The organism is Actinomadura fulvescens (assembly GCF_039533225.1).
In the GTDB taxonomy this organism is placed as follows: Bacteria; Actinomycetota; Actinomycetes; order Streptosporangiales; family Streptosporangiaceae; genus Spirillospora; species Spirillospora fulvescens.
Window position 1 is genome coordinate 153,535 of the sequence record NZ_BAAATD010000008.1, and the last position, 24,864, is coordinate 178,398.

Here is a 24,864-nt window from a genome sequence, read left to right on the forward strand (position 1 = left end):
AATGACTTACGTGATCGAGATTTCGCGTGAGAGCTTCGAAGACCTGGTCTCTGAGGCCCTCGACACCGTGCCCCCCGAGCTGACCCGGCACATGCGCAACGTCGTCATCGTGGTCGAGGACGACGCCCCCGAGCCCGGTCTGCTCGGCCTTTACCAGGGCGTACCCCTCACCGAGCGAGGTGACTGGTACGGCGGCGTACTCCCCGATCACATTTCGATCTACCGCAACGAGATCCTGCGAATCTGCGAGACCGAGGCGGACGTGGTGGATGAGGTGAGGATCACAGTCGTCCACGAGATCGCCCATCATTTCGGGATCGACGACGAGTGGCTTCATCAGCACGGTTACTGACCTCAGGGGTAGGCCGGGCAAAGCGTTCCGCCAATTGGGCACGGTAGGTTACACAACTGCCACGCAGCGTGAGTTAATAGGGGAGACCACCCAGTGGCGGGTGGACGAACTGGAGCGCGAGGCAGATGGGCCGGCATCGGCGTCCCCCGGAGGCACAGGCCACGTACCGCGAGGTCTTCGCGGTAGGTGAGTTCCGCGCGCTCTGGCTCGCCCAGGTGCTGTCGTTCGTGGGCGACCAGCTGGCCCAGGTCGCCTTGGCGGTCCTCGTCTACCAGGCCACCGATTCGGCCATGCTGACGGCGCTGACGTATGCGCTGACCTACATTCCGCCGATCGTGGGCGGTCCCGTGTTGTCGGGACTGGCCGATCTGTTCCCGCGGCGTACCGTCATGGTCGTCTGCGACCTGCTGCGTATGGGGCTGGTCGGCCTCATGGCGCTCCAGGCGATGCCGTTCTGGACCTTGTGCGTGGCGGTCTTCCTGACCGTGCTGCTCGGTGCGCCGTTCTCGGCGGCGCGCGCCGCGTTGCTGCCGGACGTACTCGACGGTGACAAGTACGTGGCGGGCTCGGCGATCAACAACATCACCCACCAAGCGACGCAGATGCTCGGTTTCCTGGCGGGCGGCGCGATCGTGGCCGTCGTGGGCACGTACGAGGCGCTCGCGATCGACTCGGTGACCTTCGGGGCCTCCGCGCTGGTGCTGGTGATCGGGCTGCGGCGGCGTCCGGCGACCAAGGAACGGGAGAAGGAGTCGCTGGGGCTCTGGCGCGGGACGCGCGACGGCGCCCGGCTGGTCTTCGGCGACCCGAGGCTGCGCTTGCTGGTCCTGTTCGCCTGGCTCTGCGGGTTCTATGTGATCCCCGAGGGGCTCGCCGCCCCTTACGCGGCCACCTTCGGGGGCGGCGCGCTGACCGTCGGGCTGCTGATGTCGGCCATGCCGACCGGAATGGTGATCGGCGCGTTCCTGTTCAGCCGCTTCGTCCGGCCGACCAACCGCATCCGCGTCATGGGCTGGATGGCGATGCTCGCGTGCGCCCCGCTCATCGGCGCCGCGGCGCACCCGCCGTTGTGGGCCGTGATGCTGCTGTGGGCGGTGTCGGGCGTTGGCAGCGCCTACCAGCTCGCGGCGAACGCGGCGTTCGTGGCCGCGGTGCCGCCCTCCGGCCGCGGCCAGGCGTTCGGCCTCGCCCAGTCCGGGATCCTCGCCGGGCAGGGCGTCGGCATCCTGATCGCCGGCGCGGGCGCCCAGGTGCTCGGCGTCGAGGCCGTGGTCGCCCTGGCCGGCGCCCTGGGCCTGTCCGTCGCCGCCATGCTCTCCCTGACCTGGAACAAGGTCCGCGGCAACGTGATCGCCGAAATGCACAACCGCCCCGGCCAACGCGCCCCCGACCCGGCTCCGGCCTCCCCAGACCCGGCTCCTGCCACCTCGGGCGCTGCTCCTGCCGTCTCCGACCCGGCTGCTGCTGCCTCGGGCTCGGCTCCTGCCTCCGACCCGGCTCCCGTCTCTGGCCCGGACGCCGCCGTCTCCGGCTCGGCTGCTGCCTCCGGTCTGGACGCCGCCATCTCCGTGCCGGACGCCGTCTCCGGTTCGGAGGCCGTCTCCGTGCCGGACGCCGCCGTCTCTGGTTCGGACGCCGAGCCTGACGCGGCTGCCGATTCCGAGACCTCCACCCCCGCTGACAGCACCTCGTCCGACCTCATCGTCGCCCCCCGTGACCCGACTGAGCAGCCCAACCGTTCACACGTCAACGGCCATTCCCTGAACGGATCGAACGGCCGCTCCACAGGAGTCCGCCCCTCGGCCCCGGCCCCTTAGGGCTTACGAAGGCGCTTTGGAGCGGGCTGCCGCTTCGTTGCGGCAGCCTGGTGCGGCGGTCAGGCTTACCTTGAGACCCGGGTCTTGTGCATGGCGTCCTTGGTCTTCTGTGTCACGTCCTGGACGACCTCCTGGACCTTCGGGTTCTCCTTGCCCTTCTGCACCAGGTCCTCGGCGATAGAGGAGGGGGCGCCCTCCTCGGGGATCAGGACCCACGCGGCCGCGTAGAGCAGGACGCCGGCGCCGCCGAAGATGCTGAACGTGGCCAGGACCAGGCGGATGATGTTGGGGTCCACGCCCAGGTACCGGCCCGCCCCGGAGCAGACTCCGGCGATCATTCGGCCGTCGCGGGTGCGGCGTAGCTGTTTCGAGCTGACGGTGTTCTTCTCCATGTCCATGCTTCGATCATTCCCGCCAGACGGCCTCCGCCACATCGGGATTCGCCCTGATTCCACCCTGAGACCGGCCCTGCCCCGGATGCGGGGCAGGGCCAGGGGGTGTTGGCTAGCGGACGACGACGCCCTTGCTCTTGGAGAGCGACTTGTACCAGGTGGCGTTGCCTGCGTAGCCGGCGATCCACCAGCCGCTGGCCTTGGCCTTGAAGCGCTTGGTGAACTTGCCGTTCCGGGCCGTGGTGACCACCGCGTAGCGCACCCACTTCTGGGTGCCCTTCTTCTTGAAGTAGATCGTGACCTTCTGGCCCCGGAACGGGACGTACTCGCCGTAGGAGTTGAGGCCGCGGAGCTGGCCCGCCACGCTGATCGCCTTGCCGCGCCGCACCTTGGACGGGGAGGCGCCGAAGCCCGCGAAGTACGTGCCCCGCCGGACCTGGAAGGTCTTGCTCTTCTTCGTGTCGTTGTAGTCGGCGTCCCAGGCGGTGACGTCCACCGTCCAGGTGCCCGCCGCCTCGTAGTTGTACAGGTAGTCGGTCGCCTCCCAGAGACCGTCACGGATCTTCTTCGGGCTGAAGACCAGACCGCCCGAGCCGCGCACCGGGATCGCCGACGCGTCGACGTCGGCGGCGTTGGTCTGGATCTGCACGGTGATCTTCTGCCGGTTGTGGCCGGTCTGCACGGCCAGCGACGGCTTGACGGTGATCGCCGTAATGCTGGGCGCGTCGGCGGCGTGGGAGGTCGTCGGGGCGACCAGGACCAGACCCGCGGCCGTGGCCGGGGCGAGGGCGGCGATCAGGAGACGCTGCACTGAAGCTCCAAGGGATCGAAGAAAGATCGACATAGAGGAGACGCGCCGTTCCACCGCGAAGTTGGCAGCCCGCGCCCAGAAGATCCTTTAGCGGCCGGCGCGGCTCGGTTTGAAGCGTTGCTTAAGTATCCTCGGTAGGAGTATTGATTGGACGCCCGGCGCGGGCCTGGGCAGACTCATTGCCGCAGGTCACGCGAATCAGTGAGGGAGCGGCATGAGAATCGGGATCGTCGGGGCCACCGGCCAGGTGGGTGGCGTCATGCTCAGGATCCTGGCCGAGCGCGAGTTCCCGGTGGACGAGTTGCGGCTCTTCGCTTCGGCCCGTTCGGCCGGAAGGACCATCCCGTGGCAGGACGGCGAGGTGACGGTCGAGGACGCGGCGACCGCCGACTACGCCGGTCTGGACATCGTTCTGTTCTCCGCGGGCAAGACCAGCTCCAAGGAACTGGCGCCCAAGGTCGCCACGGCCGGCGCCGTCGTGATCGACAACTCCTCCGGCTGGCGGATGGACCCCGAGGTCCCGCTGGTCGTCTCCGAGGTCAACCCGCAGGCCGCCGCCGTACGGCCCAAGGGCATCATCGCCAACCCCAACTGCACCACCATGGCGGCCATGCCGGTGTTGCGGCCGCTGCACGAGGAGGCCGGGCTTGAGGCGCTCGTGGTCGCCACCTACCAGGCGGTTTCCGGTAGCGGCCTGAGCGGCGTCGCCGAGCTGCACGAGCAGGCGCGCAAGGTCGTGGAGGGCGCCGACAGGCTGACCCACGACGGCGCCGTCGTGGACTTCCCGGAGCCGCGGGTGTACGCGCGCCCGATCGCGTTCAACGTCCTGCCGATGGCGGGCTCGATCGTGGACGACGGGCTGAACGAGACGGACGAGGAGCAGAAGCTTCGCAACGAGAGTCGTAAAATCCTCGGCATTCCCCGCCTCAAGGTGTCGGGAACGTGCGTCCGCGTGCCCGTCTTCAGCGGCCACTCGCTCCAGATCAACGCGCGCTTCGACCGGCCGATCAGCCCCGAACGCGCCGCCGAACTGCTCTCGGCCGCGCCCGGCGTGGTGTTGTCCGACATCCCGACGCCGCTCCAGGCCGCCGGTCAGGACCCCACGTTCGTGGGCCGCATCCGTCGGGACGAAACGGTCGAGAACGGCCTCGCGCTCTTCTGCTCCGGCGACAACCTGCGCAAGGGCGCGGCCCTCAACGCCGTCCAGATCGCCGAACTCGTCGCCGCCGAGCTGGCCACCGCCTGAGCCGAGGCGGCCACTGCGTGAGCCGAGCTGGCCACTGCGTGAGCTGAACTGGCATCGCCTGCGCCGGGCTGGCCATGGCTTGTGCCGGGCCGGCCACCGGTTTGCGCCGGGGCGGCCACTGCTTGCGCCGGGGCGACCACCGGCCGCGCCGGGCTGGCCACCGCTTGCGCCGGGGCGGCCACCGGCCGCGCCGGGCTGGACGCTGCCTGAGCCGGGCTGGCCACTGCGTGAGCTGAACTGGCATCGCCTGCGCCGGGCCGGCCATCGCTTGTGCCGGGCCGCCCGCCGGTTTGCGCCGGGCCGGCCACTGCTTGCGCCGAGGCGGCCACCGGTTTGCGCCGGGCTGGCCACTGCTTGCGCCGGGGCGGCCACCGGCTGCGCCGGGCTGGACGCTGCCTGAGCCGGGCTGGCCACTGCGTGAGCTGAACTGGCATCGCCTGCGCCGGGCCGCCCATCGCTTGTGCCGGGCCGCCCGCCGCTTGTGCCGGGCCGGCCGCTGCTTGTGCCGGGTGGCCACCGGCTGCGCCGGGCTGGCTAGCGGCTGCGCCGGGGCGGCCACTGGCTGCGCCGGGCTGGCCACCGGCTGCGCCGGGGTGGTCACTGCCTCGTGGGGGTTTGGTCAGGTTGAGCGGGTGCCTCGGACCTGGAGGGTGTCCAGGAGGCGGGCGGTGCTTTCGGCGATCTCCTGAACGGCGCGTTCGAACGCCTCGGCGTTGTGGGCGGCCGGGGCGCGGAAGCCGGAGATCTTGCGGACGTACTGGAGGGCGGCGGCCCGCATGTCCTCCTCGGTGACGTCCTCGGTGAACGGCGGGCGAAGCGTCTTGATGCTGCGGCACATGCCCCCATTGTCGCCCTTGAGCGGCCGTGTAGCGGACGATGTCTGATCGTTCGGGCCGGGGCCCAAGGAGAACGGCCCGTCCCCGGCGCGGGAGGCGGGCCGTTCTCGGCGTCAGGACGTCAGGGCGTCAGCCGGACTTGGTGATCTTGATGTTGTCGATGCCCGCCTCGACGAGGCTGGCCGTGCCGGCGTCGGCGGCGTCGACGAGGATGCGGACCGACTGGCCCGCGTAGGCGGAGATGTCGGCGGTGGCCGTCTGCCAGGAGGCGGAACGGTTGGACGCCGCGCCCGCGGTGTTGAGCACGGTCGTGGAACCGCCGGAACCGACGACCCGTACGCGTACGTAGTCGGTGCTGGAGGCGTTGTTGAGGTGCCCCAGGTACCACGAGAACGACAGGCTCAGCGTCCCGGCCGGCAGCGTGATCTCACCCGACTGGATGCTGGTGACGCCGCCGTCGAGGTCGTTGTCACCGACCGCGGCACCGGCGGAGGCGCCGGTGACCAGGGAGTTGCTGCCACCGGCGGCGGCGAGCTGGAGGCTCGTGCCGGAGCTGGTGGTCGCCTGCGACGTGCCGCGTTCGAACCGGCCGGCGGTGGCGGTGTCCGAACTCGCCGGGTTCGCCGTCCAGCCCTTGTCGGTCTCGAGGTCATCGGTGTAGACGGTCTCGCCGGGCGGCTGGCCCGCTCCGGCCAGGGTCCACACCGTGTAGGCGAGCGCGTCGCCGTGGCGGTCGAGGGCGGGGTCGTTGATGTTGGCGGTGGTGTCGCAGGACCGGTGGTAGCAGCGGTCGAACGCCTGTCCGGCGGTGCCGCCCCACAGCTGTGCCTGGGCCGAGCTCTTGATCCCTTCGGCTCCGGTGAACATGCCGCCGGCCGCGATCCCGTACCGGATGAATCCGCCGTAGTCCGAACGACCGTCGAACGCGGTGTCGCGCACCGGCACGTTGATCGAGGTGAAGTACGCGCGGAAGGTGTTCTCGATCTCCGCGGAGCCGGCCGGGCCGCCGCTGCCGCTGGAGCCGTCGCCGTCATAGGTGAAGTAGCCGGGGTTGGGCGACCCGACCATGTCGTAGTTCAGATACCCCTTGATCTTGGCGCGCTCCGTGGCGCCCAGGTTGCTGGTGTAGTAATTGGAGCCGATGAGACCGAGTTCCTCGGCACCCCACCAGCCGAAACGCAGGTGCTTGGAGGGCTGGAGGTTCTCGCGGGCGACGGCCAGGGCGACTTCGAGTACGGCGGCCGAGCCGGAGCCGTTGTCGTTGATCCCGGGTCCGGCGGTGACGCTGTCCAGGTGTGATCCGGACATGAGCACCTGGTTGGGGTCGCCGCCGGGCCAGTCGGCGATGAGGTTGTATCCGGTGGCGCCGTTGTAGGTGAACGACTGGATGGTGGTCGTGTAGCCGACGGCGTCCAGCCTGCCCTTGACGTAGTCGAGCGAGGCCCGGTAGCCGGGGCGCCCGTGCGCCCGGGTGCCGCCGTTGTTGTTCGCGATGGTCTGGAACTGGCTCAGGTGAGCCTTGAGGTTGGCGAGCGAGATGTCCGGCGGTGCCGCCGTCCTGGCCTGGGCGGCCGGGGCCGCCGGGGCGGACGCGGTCGCCGCGCCGCCGCCGCTGAAGAGCGTGGCGAGGGTCAGCGTGACCGCCCCCGCAGTCGCTAGTACGCGCGATCTCATGGTTCCTCCGATGATCCCAAGAGGTTCGAGAAGTGCGAAATTGCGAGAGGTGCAAGGGTGTGCCGGCTCGTGGCGGGAGCCACCTGAGGAGGTGGTGCGCCAGGAGGGGGGCCTTGGGCGTTACGACCCGCCACGAGCCGGCGATCCGGGGCGATCAGGAACTGGTGATCCTCACGTTGTCGATGCCCGCCTCGACGAGGCTGGCCGTGTCGGCGTCCGCGGCGTCGACGATGAGGCGGACCGTCTGGCCCGCGTGGGCGGAGATGTCGGCGGTGGCCGTCGCCCAGGTGGCGGCACGGTTGCTGGCCGCGCCGGTGGTGTTGAGAACGGTGGTCGTGCTGCTGCCGACGACCCGTACGCGTACGTAGTCGGCGCTGGAGGCGTTGTTGAGGTGCCCCAGGTACCACGAGAACGACAGGCTCAGCGTCCCGGCCGGCAACGTGATCTCGGCCGACTGGATGCTGGAGACGCCGCCGTCGAGGTCGTGGGTGCCCGCGTCCGTTCCGGCCTGGAGGCCGGTGGCCAGGGCGTTGCTGCCGCCCGCGGGGGCGAGCTGCAGGTTCGTGCCCGAGTAGGTCGTGGCCTGCGTGGTGCCGCGCGCCCACTGGCCGGCGGTGGCGGTGTCCGACCCGGACGGGTTGACCGTCCAGCCGGTGTTGCCCTCGAAGTCGTCGGAGTAGACCGTGCCCGGTCCGCCCGTGCCGACGGTGAGCGTGTACGTGGCCGTACGGTCGACGGTGGCGCCGTCACCGAGGACCGTGATGGTGTACCTGCCGTCAGCGGTGCCGGCAGGCACGTTGACCGTCATCGTGGACGTCTGCCCGGAGGTCACCGAGGCGGGCGAGAACGACACGGTCGGGCCGCCGGGGCTGCTGGTGCCCGACAGCGCCACGGTCTGGGCGCTGCCCGCGGTCGTGGTCGTGGTGACCGTCGCGGTCGTCGATCCTCCGGCCTGTGTGCTGCCGGAGCTCGGGTTGAGCGAGAGCGAGAAGTCGTTCTGCTGTGTGCCGCACGCGGCCTCACCGGTCTGCGCGGGAACGCTGACCGCCGCCCACGCCGCCTTGACCGCGTTGCACTCGGTCGCCGAGCCCGGGTAGAGCTGCAGCGCGGCGTTGATCGTCTCGACCCGCGCCCGTGCGTGGCTCCACGCCGTGACCTTGCGGTTCAGGCCGCCCATGAAGATGGCGCCGGCCTTCTGCACGCCGATGCCGGTGACGGTCGAGCCGTTGCAGGTCGGGCTGGTCGGCTTGCCGCCGCCCGGGTTCGAGCCCTCGGCCAGCAGGTAGAACCAGTGGTTCTGCGGACCGGCGGCCGCGTGCACCTGGGTGCTGGGGATCGAGGAGGAGTAGCAGTTGGGGTGACCCTCGGCGGCCGGGTTGTACATGTTGCGGATCTCGCCGCTGCCGACCAGGTCGACCTCCTCGCCGACCAGGTAGTCGGGCGGGTCGAGGTTGGCGGGCTCGTTCAGGTAGAACTCGGTCAGCGCACCGAAGATGTCGCCGGCCGACTCGTTCATGCCGCCCTTCTCGTTCCCGTTGCCGCCGCTGGAGCCGCCGGGGGTGGTCTGGAAGATGGCGTGGCCGTACTCGTGCGCGACGACGTCGGTCGGGGTGACCTGCCGGGTGCCGGCCGAGTTGCGGCCGAAGTTGGTGTAGCTGCCGTTCCAGAACGCGTTGGCCTGGGCCAGTCCGACGCGCGCCGGGAAGCCGCCGCCGTTGCCGTTGATGCCGTTGCGCCCCAGCCAGGCGCCCAGCATGTCCCACTGCTTCTGCACGCCGTAGAGCGCGTCGACGCACGCGGTCTCCAGGTTGGTGCCGCTCCCGTTGCCCCACGCGCTGTCGGGACCGGTGAACGTGGCGCCGTTCTGGCCGCCGCAGCGGATGCCGGGACGCGTCGGGTCCGACATCTCCGTGGCCGCGGTGGTGATGTCGACGGTGCCGTGGTAGTAGCTCACGTCGTCGGCGACGTCGGCCACCTCGTCCCAGGTCTTGGCGACCTTGCCGGTCTTCGCGTCCACGAAGACGTGCAGCTTGGTCGGCGCCTTCTTCTGGAAGCCCTCGACGACCGTCTCGTAGGCCAGCCGGCCCGAGCCTTCGGCGATCACGGTGAGCCGCGGCGTGCTCGCCGAGGTCACCTTGGTGATCTGGGTTCGCGACGTCCTGGCCGCCTGCGCGGCCGTCACCGTGGCCTTGGTGCCGACGTCGAGTCTCTGGCTCTGGGCGACCGAGGTGCTCAGCACCGAGCCGGTGGAGTTCGTCGTCACGACGAAGTCCCCGCCGTACACCGGCAGGCCGTTGTAGGTGCGCTCGTACGCGACGTACTGCAGGCCGCCGAGGCCCGAGACGACGTTCCTACGGACGATCTTGTCCTTGGGGGCCTTGCGGAACGCCGTCGGTTTGGCGACGACGAGCCGGTCGGCGGAGGCGGCCGCGACCTGCTTGGGGTCGGGCTTGGCCGCGAGGGTGAGGGTGGTGGCCGTGCCGGGTGAAGCATGGACGGGCGCGGACATCGCCACGGCGAGGCCGGCGGCGGTGATGGCCGCCGGCCAGAGCGCGGTCAAACGTCTCACAGGGTGCTCCTTCTACGGGCCGGGCAGGACGCGGCCCTCGGGAGGTCCTTGTGGGATTGCTCCGCGAGGCCCCGAGCACCCGGCAAGGGCTGGAGGAGATTCCCGCAGGGGGTGTGTCGCGCGGATGCGGCCAGGCGGGGGACGGCCGCATCCGCGAGCACCCGCGGCGGGGAACGCGGGTACCTGGCGCGGGGATCGGAAACCCGCACCACACGGGGGAGGGGATAGGGATAACGGGCGGTTCATCCGGATGAGCTGTCGAGAAGTGCACCCTCTGTGCCGCTTCCCGTCAACGCATCCACGAAGGACTGGATTTTCAACTTTTGTGAAAACTGCCCTGAATGTCCTGAAGACCGACCCGGACCAGCGCAAACGACCGCGCCGCCACGGCCGGAAAGCGGTGACGGCGCGGTCGCTCCGCGTATTTGTGAACGGCGAGATCGTTCCCGCCGGCTTGTCAGGACGATCTGTCAGGGATCGCGCGGGTCTCGCCGGGTGCGATTCGACGGCAGAGCCAGGCGAGTGCCAGGGGATAGCGGTATTCGATGCCGCCGTGCGCCGCGTCGAACAGCTCGAAGTGGATCACGTCCTCCTTGACCCCGGCGTCCAGCAGCGCCTGCCGGAACGCCTGCGCGCCCACGTCGAGGTACCACTCGTCGCGGGTGCCGCCGTCGATCCAGATCGCCCGCTGCGAGAGCATCGCGTCGGCGTGGCGCGGCACCATCCGGACGGGGTCCAGGTCGAGCCAGCGCTGCCAGACCTCCGGCCGGAGCACCCCGGTGACCGTGTCGAACGGCAACTCCAGCGACCCGTCCTCCCGGGCCGTGTAGGAGGCGGTGTAGCCGAGCAGTTCGAGCAGCTTCCCGTCCTCGGCCTTGGTGAACGCCACCCGCGAGCCGAAGTCGCTCCACCACTTCATGAGGTCGCCCTCGTAGGCGCGCAGATGGCGCACGGCGTCGCCGAAGTCGCTCATGTAGCAGTACTCGAACAGCGCGTCGCCCGCGTGCGTCGCCAGCGCCCCGAACAGGTCGGGCCGGAGCATCGGCGTGATCATCGCTCCGTAGCCGCCGCTGGACTTGCCGCTGATCGCCCGGTGGTCGCGGTCGGCGAGCGTACGGTAGTGCGCGTCCACCCACGGCACGAGCTCGTCGCAGATGTACGAGTGGTAGCGGCCGGTGCCCGGGGAGTCCAGGAACTGGCTGCCGCCGTACGAGGTCCACGCGTCGACGTACACGACGATCGCGGGAGGCGCCTCGCCGCGCGCGAACACGGCGTCCGCGAGCTCCGGGAACGGCTGGCGGAACGCCGTGCGGTTACGCCACATCTCCAGGTGCCCGGTGAAACCCTGGATCACATACACCACGGGGTAGCGGCGTTCGGGCTCGTCGTCGTATCCGGGTGGCACGTACACCCAGAGCGGACGTTCGTAAGGGTCGCCCAACGGGTTGTCGCGCAGCAGGTCGCTGCTGAACACGTGTTCGTCGAGGCGTCCGGCCAACTCGGCAGACCATGGGAGCATGCGTTCTCCTTGTTTCGTCGGGTTTTGCCAGTATCGCCCTTTTCGATCAATCGCTACCTTGGGGCCACATGAGAACGCGCTGGATGGTCCCCGCCCTAGCCATCGCCCTTGCCGCCACGCTGCCCTCGGGCGTCGCCAACGCGGCCGCCCCGAACGCCGCGGCAGGCAAGCCCGCACCCGGCAAGCCCGGTCATCACGGGAAGCCCGGCAAACCCGGCAAGCCCGCACCTGGCAAGCCCGCACCTGGCAAGCACGGTCATCACGGCAAGGTGCGCTGCGAGTTCATCCCGACTCCGGAGAACCCCGCCGCCAAGCCCGTCCGGCCGCCCCGTCCGTGGGCGAAGAAGCGCGGCGCCGCCGAGGTGACGCTCAGGACGAACTTCGGCGACATCAAGATCAGGATGGATCGCCGGGCGACGCCCTGCACGGTCCACAACTTCGTCAGCCTCGCGCGGCAGCGCTTCTACGACCGGACGCGGTGCTGGCGGCTGACCAACTCCGCGCGGCTGGGCGTGCTGCAGTGCGGTGACATCTACCGCGCCGAGGAGGGCGGGCCGGGCTACAAGTTCGACGACGAGCTCACCGGCAAGGAGACCTACCCGCGCGGCACCGTGGCCATGGGCAACTGGGGCCCGGACACCAACAGCAGCCAGTTCTTCATGGTGCACTCGCACGCCAACATTCCGCCCGCCTACACCGTGTTCGGCCGGGTCACCAAGGGCCTGCGCGTGCTCGACAGGATCGTCGCGGGCGGGATCATCCCCGGGCCGACCAACCCGCAGGACGGAGCGCCCAAGCACCCCGTCAAGATCCACCGGGTGCTGGTGCGGCACTGACCGTCAGCACCACGGCCCGACCGACCGTTCCGCTCTGAATGTCACACCGCGGCCGGCTGATCAGTCGTTCTGATGAGTGCCGTCTACCGGGGAGTGATCTGGATGAACGAGCGTGAGGCGTTGAAGGAGCGGGCCGCGCGGCTGCGCGAGCTGCATCGGCCGGGTGACCCGCTGCTGCTGCCGAACGTGTGGGACGCGGGTTCGGCCAAGGTCGTGGCGAGGGCCGGGTATCCCGCGCTCGCCACGGCCTCGGCCGCGATCGCTGAGATGCTCGGATACGACGACCACCAGGGCGCGCCGCCGGAGGAGATGTTCGCCGCCGCGGGCCGGGTCGTCCGGGCCGTCGAGGTCCCGGTCACCGTGGACGCCGAGGCGGGCTACGGCCTGGCGCCCCGCGACCTCGTGGACCGGCTGGCCGGCATCGGCGCGGTCGGCTGCAACCTGGAGGACACCGACCACGCGAAGGGCGCGCTGACGCCCGTCGACGAGCAGGCCAGGTTCATCGCCGCCGTACGCGCCGCCGCCGACGCCGCCGGGGTCGATCTGGTGATCAACGCACGGGTGGACGTGTTCCTCGGCGGCGCGGACGGGCCGGAGGTGACGCGGGAGGCGATCGAGCGCGGGCGCCGCTACTTCGAGGCGGGCGCCGACTGCGTGTATCCCATCCTGGTCTCCTCCGAGAAGACGATCGCGGCCCTGGTCGAGGGTCTGCCGGGCCCCGTCAACTGCGTCTGCCTTCCCGACGGTCCCGATCTTCGTCGGCTGGCCGAGCTCGGCGTCGCGCGCGTCTCGTTCGGCCCGGGGCCCTACCGCCTGGCGCTGGGCAAGCTGAAGGCGACGGCGGTGCGGATCGCCGCGATGGAGAACCCGTACACCTGACGCGAGCCGAGCCCAGCCGAGCCGAGCCGAGCCGAGCCCAGCCGAGCCCAACCCAGCCGAGCCCAGCCGAGCCCAGTTGCACAGGGCCAGGGCCAGGCTTGCCACCGCCTTTCCAACCGAGACCTCTCTTCGACGTGACCAGCCGAGAGAGGTCTCGGCTCTTCACGCCAAGGTTTGACGGGCCTCGTGCGGCCATATAGCTTTGCAATCAAAGCTATTTGACTTGCAAAGCTAAACGAGAAGGAGGCCATGATGCCGCACTTCACCGTGCGACTGGTCGAGGAGACCGTGGACGGCAAGATCGAAGGTCGCCTCATCCGGGCGCTCACCGAGGCCGTGGTCGAGGTCGCCGGCGAGTGGGCGCGCGAACTCGTGGTCGTGGAACTGTTCGGCGTTCCCCGGGAGCGCTGGGGCGTGGGCGGCGCGACGCCCGCGACGCCCGAGCAGGACCCGTACGTCGTCACGCTCAACATGCGCGAGGGGGCCCTCGACGGATCGCGGATTCCCGATGCCCCCGCGCGCCTGATCGCGTCGATCACGAACGCGGTCGGCGAGGTCGTCGGGGAGGCCGCGCGGGCGGGTGTGAGCGTGCTGCTGGTCGGTGTCCCGCCGGGTCGTTCCGGTGTGGGAGGCGAGGTCGTCTAGCCGCAGCCGGTCGAGCCTGACTTGTTGGTGATGCCAACGAAATGGTGTATCGTTGGCATCTCCAACGTTGGCAATGCCAACTAAGTGCTCGACGTGAAGGGCCACGACCATGATCAAGCCGTTCCGTATCGACGTCCCGCAGGCCGATCTCGACGACCTGGCCGATCGGCTCGCCCGGACCCGCTGGCCCGACGAACTGCCGGACGCGGGCCACGACTACGGCATCCCCCTCGCACGTGTCCGGGACCTCGCCGAATACTGGCGCACCGGCTACGACTGGCGCCGGCACGAGGCCGAGCTGAACGAGCTGCCCCAGTTCACGACCGAGATCGACGGGCAGAACATCCACTTCGTGCACGTCCGGTCGGCCAGGCCGGACGCGCTCGCCCTCATCCTCGTCCACGGCTGGCCGGGCTCCTACCTTGAGTTCCTGGACGTGATCGAGCCGCTGTCGCAGGACTTCCACCTGGTGATCCCGTCCATTCCGGGCTTCGGCTTCTCCGGCCCCACCCGCGAACGCGGCTGGGACGTCCGCCGCGTCGCCCGCGCCTTCGCCGAGCTGATGGACCGGCTCGGGTACGACCGGTACGGCGCTCAAGGCGGCGACTGGGGTTCGGCCATCGCCCAGGCCCTGGGCGCTGACGCTCCCGATCGCGTGGTCGGCGTTCACGTCAACTACCTGCCCACGCCTCCGCCGGGGCCAGGTGCCGAGGACGCGCTGTCCGGCGACGACAGGGCGCGCCTTGCCAAGATCAAGCAACTCGTCGCCCAGCGTCCCGGCTACCAGGTGCTCCAGGCGACCAGACCGCAGACCATCTCCTACGCCCTGACCGACTCACCCGTGGCGCAGCTGGCCTGGATCGTCGAGAGGTTCGACGAGTGGACCGATCCGGGCTCGGACATCGCGCTCGACCGCGTCCTGACGAACGTGGCGCTGTACTGGCTGACGGGCACCGCGGGCTCGTCGGCCCGTCTCACCCGGGAGAGCGGCATCGGCGGACGGCTGGACTGCACCGTGCCGTTCGGGGTCGCAGTCTTCGCCCACGACATCACCCGGTCGATCCGACCGTTCGCCGAACAGAGCCGCGACATCAGGCACTGGAGCGAGTTCGGCGACGGAGGGCACTTCGCCGCCATGGAGGTCCCCGAGCTCTTCGCCGCAGACGTGCGGGAGTTCTTCAAGGGGCTCGGGCTCGGCTGATCCGGTGATCAGAGCGAGAAACGGGCCTGGATGGTGGTGCCATCCGGGCCCGTGTGGGTGCGCAGCAGGTCGGCGATGTGGTTGACCATGAGCAGGCCGCGGCCGCCGTTGCCGCTGAGCCCTACCGGCTCGCGGCCGGCCAGCGGGTCGGTGAGCCGGCCCGCGTCGCTGATCTGGCATACCAGGGCGGTGTCGACCCAGACCTCCAGCGTTCCCCGGCCGCCGCCGTGCCGGACCGAGTTGGCGGCCAGCTCGTTGACGGCGATCTCCAGGTCGCCGACCGCCGCGGTGCCCAGCCCGGCGCGGACGGCGATGTCGGCGGCCACCTGGCGCGCCTGGACGAGGTTGTCGACGTCGAAGTCGAGGATCACGTGGTGCCGGGCGTCCGGGCCGGGGCGGGGGAGCGGCACGTTGTAGGCCTGGATCACGCTGCCCGGGTCGTACGCCGTGCTCACGGTGGACTTGGCGTTGTCGATGACGGTCGGGTGCGTCAGCGCGGCGTCCTCAAGCACGCGCGGGTCGAGCTCGATCGCGTCGTACGGGCACAGGATGGTGACCGGCCGGCCGGTGAAGGCCAGGTTGATCAGGGCTTCGTGCTGGGCGCACGCCGGGTACTCGGTGGCCGAACGGCCGGCCCAGATCGGCTCCCCGATGATCCGTACGTGGTCGGCGTCGCGGTGGGAGTCGGCGAAGGCGCGCAGCACGCCGGGGATGATGCGGCCGGGGTTGCGGCCCGCCACCGTCATGTCGATCAGCCGTACGGAGCCGGCGGACGCCCCGAGCTCCGCCCGCAGCAGCTCAAGGCGAGGCCCCGGCACGGCCACGGCGACGGGCTGACCTGCCCGGAGGCCTTCTTCGACGAACGGCACCGTCCCGGCGAGGTACTCCTCCGCGCCGCGGTAGAACAGCGCCGGATGGGAGAAGGGCTCGGCGGCGTCGAGGGTTGCGCTCATGACTGGACCTTGATGTTGGGCACTCGCGAGTACAGCACGTCCATGATGCGACGCATCGAGGCGGGCGGGTGTTCGAGGTGGACGTTCTTGCCCGCGGGGAGGCGTCGCGCCGCGTTGACCAGGACGGCGACCCCACCGGAGTCGCTGAAGACGACCTTCGAGAGATCGAGATGAACGTCGGTGCCACGGCGGACCAGTGACGTCAGCTGTGACTCCAGCGTGTCCCGCGTGACCACGCTGATCTCCCCCTCCATGCGCAGTCCCACCCGTCCGGGCGTGGGCGAGCAGATCAGGACGGGACGGTGGACGTGCCGGGGTATCCGTACCGGCGGCGTGGCGGCCGCTCCATGGGCGGGCCCGTCGGCCGCCCTTCGATCCGAACTCGACATCCCACCCCTCCGTGCCCTGACTTGTGATGGTCAAACGTGTGACCATTCCTGCGACGAGACGGTCCTTCTCCACAGATTGTGCCGCATGGACCGCGTCTCCAGAGAGTCCCCCTAGATTGTCCCCGTGGCAGGAATCGGGGCGGCGTCGCGGAAGCCGTGGTTGGTCGGTTTTGTGGTCTTCGCGCTGTCGGTGGCCGCCTACGCGGTGCTCACGTCCCAATGGCCGGGCGTGTGGAAGCACACCGACGCGAGCGTCTACCGTGCGGCGGGCGACCTGGTGATGCACCGCCCCGGTGCCCTCTACACCGACAAGCTGGGTGCGCCGAGGCTGCCGTTCACCTATCCGCCGTTCGCGGCCCTGCTGTTCGCGCTCCCGAGCCCGCTGCCGTTCGCGGTCTGGGAGTACGCGGTGGTCGCGGTGAACGTGGTCCTGCTGCCGGTGATCGCCTACGCGTGCCTCAGCCTGGCGGGCCTTGCCCGCCGCCCGAAGCTGACCGGGACCTTCCTGGTCGCGGCCGTGGCCCTCTGGCTCGAACCCGTCTACATGACCACGTTCTTCGGCCAGATCAACCTCATCCTGCTGGCCCTCATCGCGGTGGACCTCGCACTTCCGGAGAGGTCGCGCTTCAAGGGGATCGGGATCGGCCTCGCCGCCGGCATCAAGCTCACTCCGTTGATCTTCATCGTCTATCTGTGGTTCGCCGGATTCCGCCGCGCCGCCGTGACCGCCGTCGTCACCGTCGTCACCACCGTCATCGTCGGCTTCGCCTTCCTGCCGGCGGCGTCGGCCGACTTCTGGGGCGGGCGGATGATGCGTCCCGGCGACGGGCCAGAACGCCTGGTCAACCAGTCGCTCAACGGCGTCGTGTCCCGCCTCGCAGGCGAGGACGCCACCGCGTGGTGGCTGGCCGCGGCGCTGCCGGTCGGCCTGCTCGGCCTCGCGGTCGCGGTCACCGCCGGTCGTCGTGGGCTCGGACTGGTGGCGTTCTTGGCCTGCGGCGTCACCAGCCTCCTGGTTTCGCCGATCTCGTGGAGCCACCACTGGGTCTACACCGTTCCGGCCCTGGCTCTGGCCCTGTCCTTCACAGGGTCACGGGCCTTGCGATGGACGGCCGCGACCGCGGTGGCCGCCCTGTTCGTGATGTGGCCGTCATGGATGGCGGAGTTCCGCGGCATCCCCTCGTCCCTCACCGTGGCGCTGTCACCTCGCGGCTGGCTGCGCCACGTGGACCACGACGGAGGCAAGGAGTACGACTGGCAAGGCCTCCAGCTCATCGGGGGCAACTATTACGTTCTGGCAGGCCTGGCCTTCCTCATCGGTACGGCCGTCTACCTGCACCGAACACGCACCCGAGAAGCCGCATCGCCCATCGCCAGCGCCCCCGAACCAGCTGACCAGGTGCAGCAACCCCTCGACGTCCCCGCCCGCTGAGAGCTCGCGAGCCCCAGCAAGTCCACTGTCGGTAGGGGCTTTTAATGGCCCGCACCTGCTCGGCAGGTGCGGGCCGCCCCCGCATCAGGTGGTGGGACTGCCTGGAGGAAGGGCCAAGGGCTGCTTGGGAACGTGTGGCAGGCCCTGGGTCAACTGCCGGGCGTGGGGAATCCGGACCCCAGCTTGGACGCCCAGTCCTGGCGCTGGGACGGGTCGTTCCTGACGTACGACGAGGCCGAGCAGTCGGCGAGCAGGACCGTGACGGACTTCGGTGGCCGCTCCCCGGTCGGCGGGGCGAACACCTGCGCGCATCGTTCCTTCGGCGGCGTCGACTTACTCGCCTCAGGAGCGTTCGAGCCCATCAGCGCGTCGGCGCTGCAACCACCGAGCAGCGTCGTCACGAGCGCCGCCGTGAGGGTCGCCGTGGGGCCCTGCGAAATCTTTCTCATCAGGAACCGCCCTGCTCATCCGGCTTCGAGAACAGGGACGCGGCGCCGCTGTCCGGCTGAGCGATGCCGAGGAGTTCGTAGGTCTTGCTGAGCGCGCTGTCGGTGGCCAGGGCGAACTCCAGCAGGTCCATCCGTTCGTGCCCGTCGGCGATCTGGGCCACCCTCTCGACGAGCTTGTCGGCCTCCTCCTTGCGGTCCGCGCGCATCTGGAAGAGCGTGGCCGCGACCTGGTTCGGGTGCTGGGCCATGAGGATGGCGTACGGGGTCTCTCGCCGGCATGGCGAGCGGCCTCAAGCCGGTCGCCGACTACGTCGTTGAGGTGCGAGCTCCCGGCTGGGGCCCCACCCGCCAAAGAACGACCTGGGCGACGTTCAGGGCGGTCCTGAAAAGGAAGTCATAAACCAGAGAACCCGGCTGCGCGTCGAGATCGTTGATGACAAGTGGCCGAAGACAGTTAGGAGAACGTCCGACGGTCAGCAACGAGCTGTTGTGCCAAATGACAGAAAGGAACTCGCGCGGCTGCCCATGGTTAAGTTCGATTACCTCGCGGGGTGTCAGAAGCCTTCCGTGGCACGTATGTTGGATCTCGACTCCCGATCCGGGTGGCGCGGCCGAGGCCGGATGGGCCGACCGCGTCGTGATGGCGGAGTCGGCGCCCGCCGCTTTCCGCCCGGGGTCTTCGGAGAGGCCGGGCAGCTCCCGCCCGAGCGCCCCGTCCCTTGGACGTCCAAGCCCGTATGTATCTGACCTGCGGGTTCTTTTGTCCAGCGAGAGCTGTACATCTCCTGGACGAAGTTTCTCTTGGCGAGGGAACACGCCGCGTGCCAATGTTTGCCGCGCAGCAGCCAGTCGGCCGCTCCACCCGCTCAGGGCCCCCCTCCGTTCCCGCTCGGGCCCCGTGCGTTAGCATCGCGCAGTTTCACCCAAGCCCGGAAGGAATCGCGGTCCAAATGTGCCTATCACCATCTTTGACGACCGCGGTAGACGTGGGTCGCCCTCTCCAAGGGTGACTCGACGGCTTGGCGTGAGCTCGTCCCCGCTCTGCGACTGTCTTTCCTCGCTCAACTGAGCGCCGTGATTTCTGCTGGTCTGCGTGAGGCCCGATCGCACGCCGAAGCACCCGAATCCAAGTTCCGAAGGGAACGGAGACACCAGTGAATACGGTCAGCCGGATGCCCATCGCGGCGACCGCCGCGATGGCGGTCGGCGGAGTGATGCTCGCCACCGCGTCACCCGTCTCGGCGGCGAGCCGCAAGGGCAAGTGCGTCAAGAACAACGCGGCCTCGGTCTGGAACCGCAGCAACCTCAAGCCCGGCCAGAAGAACCAGAACGCCTCGCACCAGTTCTCGCCGTCATCGCGCACGAACATGTCGTACGGCCTGCACACGCCTAGCAGCGGCCGGATCACCTGCGGCTACGACGGCTACACCAGCACCCCCGGCCGGCATGAGGGCATCGACCTCCCCCGCGGCGGGCTGTCCACGATCTCCATTTACAGCGCCTCGCTGAACAAGACGGTGAGCTACCTGCACGCCGCTCCGCGAGGCACCCTGCGCGTGGGCCAGACGGTCAGCCGCGGCCAGATCATCGCCGATGAGTCGTGGCGCGGAGTGTCGTCCAGGAGAGGCGCGCACGCTCACGTCGAAATGCGCCTTGGACGGCAGGCCCGTGCCGCCAAGAGCGTCAACGACTGGCGCCTGGAGAACCCGAACCCCACCCCGTTCTGGAACTCCCAGGGCTACAACGTCCGATAGCGGAAAAGAGAAGGACAACTGTGTCGACACGAACTGTACGGCTGATCTCTCGGCTTACCGCGGCGACCGCCGCGATGGCGATCGGAGGGGCGGTCATCCTCCCGGCGCCGCCCGCCTCGGCGGCGGGCCGCAACGGCAAGTGTGAGAGCGGCGAGTTCTGCCTCTACTTCAACAGCAACACCAAGGGCTCGCTCTCGGACTTCACCGGCTCGGTCGCCGACTACGGAGCCAAGCAGCCCAAGTGCTTCGAGTTCAAGAGCCGCGGCGCCGGCAAGGGCAAGTGCGTGAAGAACCACGCCGCCTCGGTCTGGAACCGCAGCAAGAAGACCGTCCGGGTCTACTACAACAGCAACTACCGCGGCACCTACCAGGACATCAAGGCAGGCGCCAAGGCCAACCTCAAGCCCGGCCTGAAGAACCAGAACGCCTCGCACAGGATCGGCTCCCCGCCGCCGAACAAGTGCAAGACCGACGGCACGAACACCAAGCTGCCCACGTCCATCCTCGTGTACCGGGTGGGCCTCAAGCGCGTGGAGCGGGTGTCGTTCAAGTACTACGTCAAGAACGTCCTCCCCAACGAGTGGATCACGAGCTGGCCGAGGGAGTCCCTGCGGGCCGGAGCAATGGCCGTCAAGAGCTACGGCTGGTACTGGGCGCTGCACTCGAACCGCAAGACCCGATGGGGCCAGTGCTTCGACGTCTACGACAACACCAACAGCCAGGTGTACAGGCCCGGCTCCGCGAAGGCCTCGACGAGCGCCGCGGTCGACGCGACGTGGGGCAAGCGGATGACCCGCGGCGGCAAGATCTTCCAGGCCCAGTACTGCGCGAACACCACGGCGTGCGGCGCCTGGGTCCCCGGTAACTGGATGTCCCAGACCGGTTCCCGCGATAAGGCCCGAGCAGGCTGGGGCTACGTCCGAATCCTGAAGTCCTACTACAGGAACATCGTCATCTCGTAACCCCAAAGCGCAGTTCCCCGCCGTGCACCCACGGCGGGGAACTCGCCATTTCTCCAGCCTGCGGAATGCCCTCAATGCAAGGGAGCGGGGCGGCTGGTCACGGCTGGGTGACGAGCAGGGGGTGTGCGGGGCCGGCGGTGGTGGGGAACGTGTCATGACCGCTGGGGTTGTCGGCTGCGGCGTGCAGGTGCTGGGCGAACCAAAGTGTCTTTCCGGTGGTGGTCTGGTACCAGCCGCAGTTGCTGGACAGTTCGGCCAATAGGGTCAGGCCGCGGCCGCCTTCGTCGTCCAGACCGGGGCTGCTGGGCACCGGCGGCTCGGGGCTGGTGTCGCTCACTCCGCAGACCAGTTGCCGATGGTCCAGTACCAGCTGCACAGTGATCAGGCCGGGGCCTGCGTGACGGACGGCGTTCGTGACCAGTTCGCTGATCAGAATCAGGCAGACGTCGCCGTGGCCGTCCAGGCCCCGGCCGTTCAGCGCCGCGCGGATCAGTGCACGCGCACGGGAGGGCACCTGCTGTGGTGGGTGGGCAGGCGGGTGTTGGGGCAGCTCCCATCGCCAGGACGCCGCCGCCTGGCCGGCGGCCAGTGCCGCCGGGACGGCGGTCGCCGCGTCGGCCAGTGCTGCTGGCACGGCGGACGCCGCATCGGCCAGTGCCGCTGGCACGGCGGACGCCACGTCGGCCAGCCCTCGTTCTGGCGAATCCCCCGCTGTGTCCTGCGGCGCCGTCTCCTGAAGCTTTCTCTGGTCAGATGCGGCCTGGAAGTCGCGATGAGAGCGTGCCTCGATCGTCCGCTGTATATAGGTTTGCACGCTCATCCCGCGCAACGCCGCGGCTTGGGCCAACAGCACAAGGTGCGACCTGGGCACCGTGATCGAGGCAGCGGCTGCCAGTTCGTCCTCGTCCTCGTCGGCGGACGGGTCGGGAGCGCTGGGAATCGTGGGGCGGTGTCGGCGTCGCATTACGAACTGCCCGGTGGAGGGGCGCGGGTAGCCACCGGGGTCTGGGGAGACACCCACCACAGTGTCACGTCCGCCGGCCGATCGGTGCCGCCGGCGGGAGGGCACGCGTGATACTGCCTTGCTCCCGACGTTACGCCGCCTGGCGCGCTCCGGCTATGTACCTGTTCACCGGGTCACGTGAAAAATCCGCCGAAAATAACGCGTTCGTCATCTCCCCCGCTGGCCGGGCGCCGGGGGCGGATGTCGGCGGCCGATCGCTGTCATGGGCGTTTCATGCCCACCAGCCGCCACGACGGGCGTTCTTATGGCGGCTGCAAGCGTAGGTTGGAGGTGAGGTTCCTCGATGCAGGCAGGCGGTCGGTGGCATGGTGATCGGTGGTGATGAGAAGCGGGTGTGGGCGCTGATCGCCGCGTCCGCCCGCCAGCGGTCCGCTGTGATCTCGGCTCAGGAGGCGTGCGTGGCGTGTGCGCGGGCGCTGGCGTCGGGCGGGGTGGGGGTCTCGCTGGTCTCCGGTGGCCGGTTGGAGCCGGTGCACGTGGCCGGGGCGCTGGGCCGGGAGCTGCTCGAAGCGGAGCTGACCAGTGGTGACGGGCCATGTGTGGAGGCGGTGGTCACCGGCCGGCCGGTACTGGTGGCCGACCTCGCCGATGCGCCGTCCGGGCGACGATGGCCGATCTTCACCGCGACCTCACAGACCGCCGCGGTACGAGCGGTGTTCGCGTTTCCCCTGGTCAGCGGGGTCGCCAGACTGGGAGTGCTGGTGCTGTGCCGGGACCGCCCCGGCGGGCTGGAGGCCGGTGAGCACACCGATGCGCTGATCTTCGCTGACGCGATCCTGGCGTTGCTGCTCAACGAACAGGCCGGGCTGCACGGGCAGCCGCTGCCGCCCGAGGAGCTGGCGCTGGGCCCGGAGATCCATCAAGCCGCCGGGATGGTGTCGGTGCAACTGGACTGCGGGATCGAGGCGGCCCTCGTCCGGCTGCGCGCCCACGCCTTCGCCCATGACGTCGCGTTGACCGAGGTGGCCCGGCGGGTGGTGGAACGCAGGCTGCGGTTCACCCCCGATGTCTCTCCACAGGAGTGATTTCCCCGTGGGACGCCGATGTCGATCTACCACCGATCTGACTGGGTGCGCTGTGTATCCGCCTGGGAGCGGCAGCGGGCGTAGGCTGCGATTGTGAAAACGAATCCGGTGCCTGCCGCGCCGCAGGAGGTGGCGCGGGCGTTCGTCGCGCTGGCCGACACTCTGGTGTCGGGGTTTGATGTCATCGATTTCCTGCAGCATTTGTCGGAACGGTGCGTGGAGCTGCTGGAGGTGGACGCGGCCGGGATCCTTGTCACCGATCAGCGCGGTCATCTGCGGTTCATGGCGGCCTCCAGCGAGCAGACCCGGCTGCTGGAGCTGTTTCAGCTGCAGGACGAGCAGGGGCCGTGCCTGGACTGTTTCCATGACGGCGCCGCGGTGCACTGCGCGGACCTGGGGCACCAGGATGCGGTGCGGCGGTGGCCGCGGTTCGCCCCCGAGGCCCGCCACAGCGGGTTCGCCGCGGTGTCGGCGTTGCCGATGCGGCTGCGCACCGAGGTGATCGGCGCGATGAACCTGTTCCGCGCCCGGCCCGGTGCCATGGCCTCCGAGCAGGTCGAGTTGGGGCAGGCGATGGCCGACATCGCCACGATCGGGCTTCTGCAGGAACGCGCGATCCGCCAGAACCAGATCCTGTCGGAACAGCTTCAGGGCGCGCTCAACAGCAGGGTGGTGATCGAGCAGGCCAAGGGGGTCCTGGCCGAACGACACGACTGCTCGATGCAACAAGCCTTCACCGCACTGCGCGGCCACGCCCGCGACCACAACCTGCGGCTGACCGACCTCGCCCGCGCCTTGGTGTCCCGCTCCCTGGACCCGGCCGAGCTGGATCTGCTGGCCACCCGCTTGACCGGCGACCCTCCAGGCTGAGCACGGTCACCGGCCAGAATCGGTCTCGTGGTCGTCATCCAGGATCAAACGGCGTTCCAGCACCCGCCGGGCCAGTCCGGTGAGCGGCTGCTCGTGCAAGAACGCGTAGGCGCGCAGACGCACGAGCGCCTCGTCCGCGCTCACGTCCAGCTGCGCGGCGAGCATCCCAGTGGCCTGGTGCACCACCGCCGGAAAACCGTGCGGCGGCTCATCAGCCACGACGGCCTCCAGCACCGCCGGCGCCGGATGCGAGCGAAACGCCAGCCCGGCGGCCACCGTCGCGAACGCCTGCGCATCGGCCGCCTGGTCAGCGGTCAGGTCACCGGCCTTACAGCGATACAGATCCACCGCGCCGATCCGGACCCCGGCCACCTGCAACGGGAAGGCGAACACCGCCCGCACCCCCCGGCGTACCACCGGCGGCACAAACCCGGGCCAACGGTCCGCCGCGGTGTCCAGGTCCGGCACCCGCACAGCGGCCAGCTCCGCGTAGGCCTCGGTACACGGACCTTGCCCGCAGGTCAGCTGTACCTCTTCCAGCATCACGCCCACCGGATCCGAGGCGCACGCCAGCATCCGCATCCCCGGCGCCGACACCAGCGTCACCCCGTACCCGTCTACACCCGTGGCCGCCGTGGCCGCCGCACACACCGTCTCCAGCGACACAGGCCCGCCATCCATCGCGGCGCGTTCGGTCGCACGCCGCCACGCCCACTCTTGCCGGTCCATACCCGCACCGTAACCTGTGTGCCGACTCAGATACCGGGATGCGGCAGGAAGTGGTGTCGCATGCCGGTGACGGCGAGTACCCGTTGCACGGCGGCAGAGGGAGCGGCCAGACGCAACGAGATGCGGTGGTGGCGGGCCCGGTTGCACAACGCCACCAGCGTTCCCAGGCCGTGGGCGTCGATGAACGACACACTGCTGGTGTCGATCACGAGCCGGTCAACGGCCCCGCGTCGCTGGCGGATCAGCTGCTCGAACACGCTGTCCAGACACGCGACCAGTTGCTGTGAGGTGGAGATGTCCAGACCTCCGGTCACGGCGATGGTAAGCGTGCCGTCGGCGTAGTGGGTCGCGATGGTCAGGGCGACGTCCATATCGAAGATCCCGTACGCTCGTCAACAGTCAGGTCACCGACCGCCCCTCGCAGCCCGGCCCGCACCAGGAGCGCAGGCTGACGCACGGGACCGCCGGCAGTGTCTCTGACGTGGCGCAGGGTCTGGACG

Annotated in this window: 25 protein-coding genes; 12 read left to right on the forward strand and 13 right to left on the reverse strand. The window is 69.5% G+C overall.

The annotated features are described in order from the left end of the window. Positions 1-10 precede the first annotated feature (10 nt). Together ABD333_RS28360 and ABD333_RS28365 are read left to right on the forward strand one after the other, a co-directional pair. Positions 11-352, forward strand: coding sequence for a metallopeptidase family protein (locus tag ABD333_RS28360; RefSeq protein ID WP_344545562.1), 342 nt, complete (start codon positions 11-13; stop codon positions 350-352). A 125-nt stretch (positions 353-477) separates the two neighbouring features. Beyond that, positions 478-2,169, forward strand: a complete 1,692-nt coding sequence (locus tag ABD333_RS28365) for an MFS transporter (RefSeq protein ID WP_344545563.1) — start codon at positions 478-480, stop codon at positions 2,167-2,169. A 65-nt stretch (positions 2,170-2,234) separates the two neighbouring features. Here the strand turns inward: ABD333_RS28365 and ABD333_RS28370 are convergent, their stop codons facing one another. Together ABD333_RS28370 and ABD333_RS28375 are read right to left on the reverse strand one after the other, a co-directional pair. After that, positions 2,235-2,567: a PspC domain-containing protein gene (locus tag ABD333_RS28370; RefSeq protein ID WP_344545564.1), complete on the reverse strand. Its 333-nt coding sequence runs from the start codon at positions 2,565-2,567 to the stop codon at positions 2,235-2,237. Between the two features lie 106 nt (positions 2,568-2,673). Further along, positions 2,674-3,372: a hypothetical protein gene (locus ABD333_RS28375; RefSeq protein ID WP_344545565.1), complete on the reverse strand. Its 699-nt coding sequence runs from the start codon at positions 3,370-3,372 to the stop codon at positions 2,674-2,676. A 214-nt stretch (positions 3,373-3,586) separates the two neighbouring features. Between ABD333_RS28375 and ABD333_RS28380 the strand changes: the two genes are divergently transcribed. Continuing rightward, positions 3,587-4,618, forward strand: a complete 1,032-nt coding sequence (locus ABD333_RS28380; protein WP_344545566.1) for an aspartate-semialdehyde dehydrogenase — start codon at positions 3,587-3,589, stop codon at positions 4,616-4,618. A gap of 619 nt (positions 4,619-5,237) precedes the next feature. On the opposite strand, the gene ABD333_RS28385 is transcribed toward ABD333_RS28380, so the two are convergent. From ABD333_RS28385 to ABD333_RS28400, 4 genes are all read right to left on the reverse strand, one after another. Beyond that, positions 5,238-5,456, reverse strand: coding sequence for a DUF2277 domain-containing protein (locus ABD333_RS28385; RefSeq protein WP_344545567.1), 219 nt, complete (start codon positions 5,454-5,456; stop codon positions 5,238-5,240). Between the two features lie 127 nt (positions 5,457-5,583). Next, positions 5,584-7,128: a M28 family peptidase gene (locus tag ABD333_RS28390; protein ID WP_344545568.1), complete on the reverse strand. Its 1,545-nt coding sequence runs from the start codon at positions 7,126-7,128 to the stop codon at positions 5,584-5,586. A gap of 154 nt (positions 7,129-7,282) precedes the next feature. Then, positions 7,283-9,697, reverse strand: a complete 2,415-nt coding sequence (locus ABD333_RS28395; RefSeq protein ID WP_344545569.1) for a M4 family metallopeptidase — start codon at positions 9,695-9,697, stop codon at positions 7,283-7,285. A 457-nt stretch (positions 9,698-10,154) separates the two neighbouring features. Further along, positions 10,155-11,216: an alpha/beta hydrolase gene (locus ABD333_RS28400; RefSeq protein WP_344545570.1), complete on the reverse strand. Its 1,062-nt coding sequence runs from the start codon at positions 11,214-11,216 to the stop codon at positions 10,155-10,157. 68 nt (positions 11,217-11,284) lie between these two features. On the opposite strand from ABD333_RS28400, the gene ABD333_RS28405 reads away from it, so the two are divergent. From ABD333_RS28405 to ABD333_RS28420, 4 genes are all read left to right on the forward strand, one after another. After that, positions 11,285-12,052, forward strand: a complete 768-nt coding sequence (locus ABD333_RS28405) for a peptidylprolyl isomerase (protein WP_344545571.1) — start codon at positions 11,285-11,287, stop codon at positions 12,050-12,052. A 102-nt stretch (positions 12,053-12,154) separates the two neighbouring features. After that, positions 12,155-12,931, forward strand: a complete 777-nt coding sequence (locus ABD333_RS28410; RefSeq protein WP_344545572.1) for an isocitrate lyase/PEP mutase family protein — start codon at positions 12,155-12,157, stop codon at positions 12,929-12,931. Between the two features lie 249 nt (positions 12,932-13,180). Next, positions 13,181-13,576: a tautomerase family protein gene (locus ABD333_RS28415; RefSeq protein ID WP_344545573.1), complete on the forward strand. Its 396-nt coding sequence runs from the start codon at positions 13,181-13,183 to the stop codon at positions 13,574-13,576. A 109-nt stretch (positions 13,577-13,685) separates the two neighbouring features. After that, the gene (locus ABD333_RS28420) at positions 13,686-14,777 is read left to right on the forward strand and encodes an epoxide hydrolase family protein (protein ID WP_344545574.1); all 1,092 of its coding nucleotides are present in this window, start codon (positions 13,686-13,688) and stop codon (positions 14,775-14,777) included. An 8-nt stretch (positions 14,778-14,785) separates the two neighbouring features. Here the strand turns inward: ABD333_RS28420 and ABD333_RS28425 are convergent, their stop codons facing one another. Together ABD333_RS28425 and ABD333_RS28430 are read right to left on the reverse strand one after the other, a co-directional pair. Further along, a complete protein-coding gene (locus ABD333_RS28425) occupies positions 14,786-15,730 on the reverse strand; it encodes an anti-sigma factor RsbA family regulatory protein (protein WP_344545575.1) in 945 nt (314 codons plus the stop codon). Beyond that, entirely contained in the window at positions 15,727-16,119 is a 393-nt protein-coding gene (locus ABD333_RS28430) for an STAS domain-containing protein (RefSeq protein ID WP_344545576.1), read from the reverse strand. Before ABD333_RS28430 ends, ABD333_RS28425 begins: the two co-directional genes overlap by 4 nt. Before the next feature lie 124 nt (positions 16,120-16,243). On the opposite strand from ABD333_RS28430, the gene ABD333_RS28435 reads away from it, so the two are divergent. After that, on the forward strand, positions 16,244-17,551 hold the full coding sequence (locus ABD333_RS28435) for a glycosyltransferase 87 family protein (RefSeq protein ID WP_344545577.1): 1,308 nt from the start codon (positions 16,244-16,246) through the stop codon (positions 17,549-17,551). 149 nt (positions 17,552-17,700) lie between these two features. Here ABD333_RS28435 and ABD333_RS28440 read toward each other — a convergent pair whose 3' ends face one another. Together ABD333_RS28440 and ABD333_RS28445 are read right to left on the reverse strand one after the other, a co-directional pair. After that, positions 17,701-18,000, reverse strand: a complete 300-nt coding sequence (locus tag ABD333_RS28440) for a hypothetical protein (RefSeq protein ID WP_344545578.1) — start codon at positions 17,998-18,000, stop codon at positions 17,701-17,703. Beyond that, positions 18,000-18,248, reverse strand: a complete 249-nt coding sequence (locus ABD333_RS28445) for a hypothetical protein (RefSeq protein WP_344545579.1) — start codon at positions 18,246-18,248, stop codon at positions 18,000-18,002. Before ABD333_RS28445 ends, ABD333_RS28440 begins: the two co-directional genes overlap by 1 nt. Before the next feature lie 924 nt (positions 18,249-19,172). On the opposite strand from ABD333_RS28445, the gene ABD333_RS28450 reads away from it, so the two are divergent. Together ABD333_RS28450 and ABD333_RS28455 are read left to right on the forward strand one after the other, a co-directional pair. Continuing rightward, positions 19,173-19,754 carry a M23 family metallopeptidase gene (locus tag ABD333_RS28450; RefSeq protein WP_344545580.1) on the forward strand — a complete coding sequence of 194 codons (582 nt, stop codon included), beginning with the start codon at positions 19,173-19,175 and terminating at the stop codon, positions 19,752-19,754. 20 nt (positions 19,755-19,774) lie between these two features. Continuing rightward, entirely contained in the window at positions 19,775-20,716 is a 942-nt protein-coding gene (locus ABD333_RS28455; RefSeq protein ID WP_344545581.1) for a peptidase inhibitor family I36 protein, read from the forward strand. Positions 20,717-20,813: 97 nt separating this feature from the next. On the opposite strand, the gene ABD333_RS28460 is transcribed toward ABD333_RS28455, so the two are convergent. Next, a complete protein-coding gene (locus ABD333_RS28460) occupies positions 20,814-21,563 on the reverse strand; it encodes an ATP-binding protein (RefSeq protein WP_344545582.1) in 750 nt (249 codons plus the stop codon). 482 nt (positions 21,564-22,045) lie between these two features. Between ABD333_RS28460 and ABD333_RS28465 the strand changes: the two genes are divergently transcribed. Beyond that, a complete protein-coding gene (locus tag ABD333_RS28465) occupies positions 22,046-22,765 on the forward strand; it encodes a GAF and ANTAR domain-containing protein (protein WP_344545583.1) in 720 nt (239 codons plus the stop codon). Positions 22,766-22,858: 93 nt separating this feature from the next. Beyond that, on the forward strand, positions 22,859-23,635 hold the full coding sequence (locus tag ABD333_RS28470) for a GAF and ANTAR domain-containing protein (RefSeq protein WP_344545584.1): 777 nt from the start codon (positions 22,859-22,861) through the stop codon (positions 23,633-23,635). Positions 23,636-23,641: 6 nt separating this feature from the next. On the opposite strand, the gene ABD333_RS28475 is transcribed toward ABD333_RS28470, so the two are convergent. Continuing rightward, the gene (locus tag ABD333_RS28475) at positions 23,642-24,364 is read right to left on the reverse strand and encodes an ANTAR domain-containing protein (protein ID WP_344545585.1); all 723 of its coding nucleotides are present in this window, start codon (positions 24,362-24,364) and stop codon (positions 23,642-23,644) included. Between the two features lie 26 nt (positions 24,365-24,390). Beyond that, entirely contained in the window at positions 24,391-24,735 is a 345-nt protein-coding gene (locus ABD333_RS28480; RefSeq protein ID WP_344545586.1) for an STAS domain-containing protein, read from the reverse strand. Positions 24,736-24,864 lie beyond the last annotated feature (129 nt).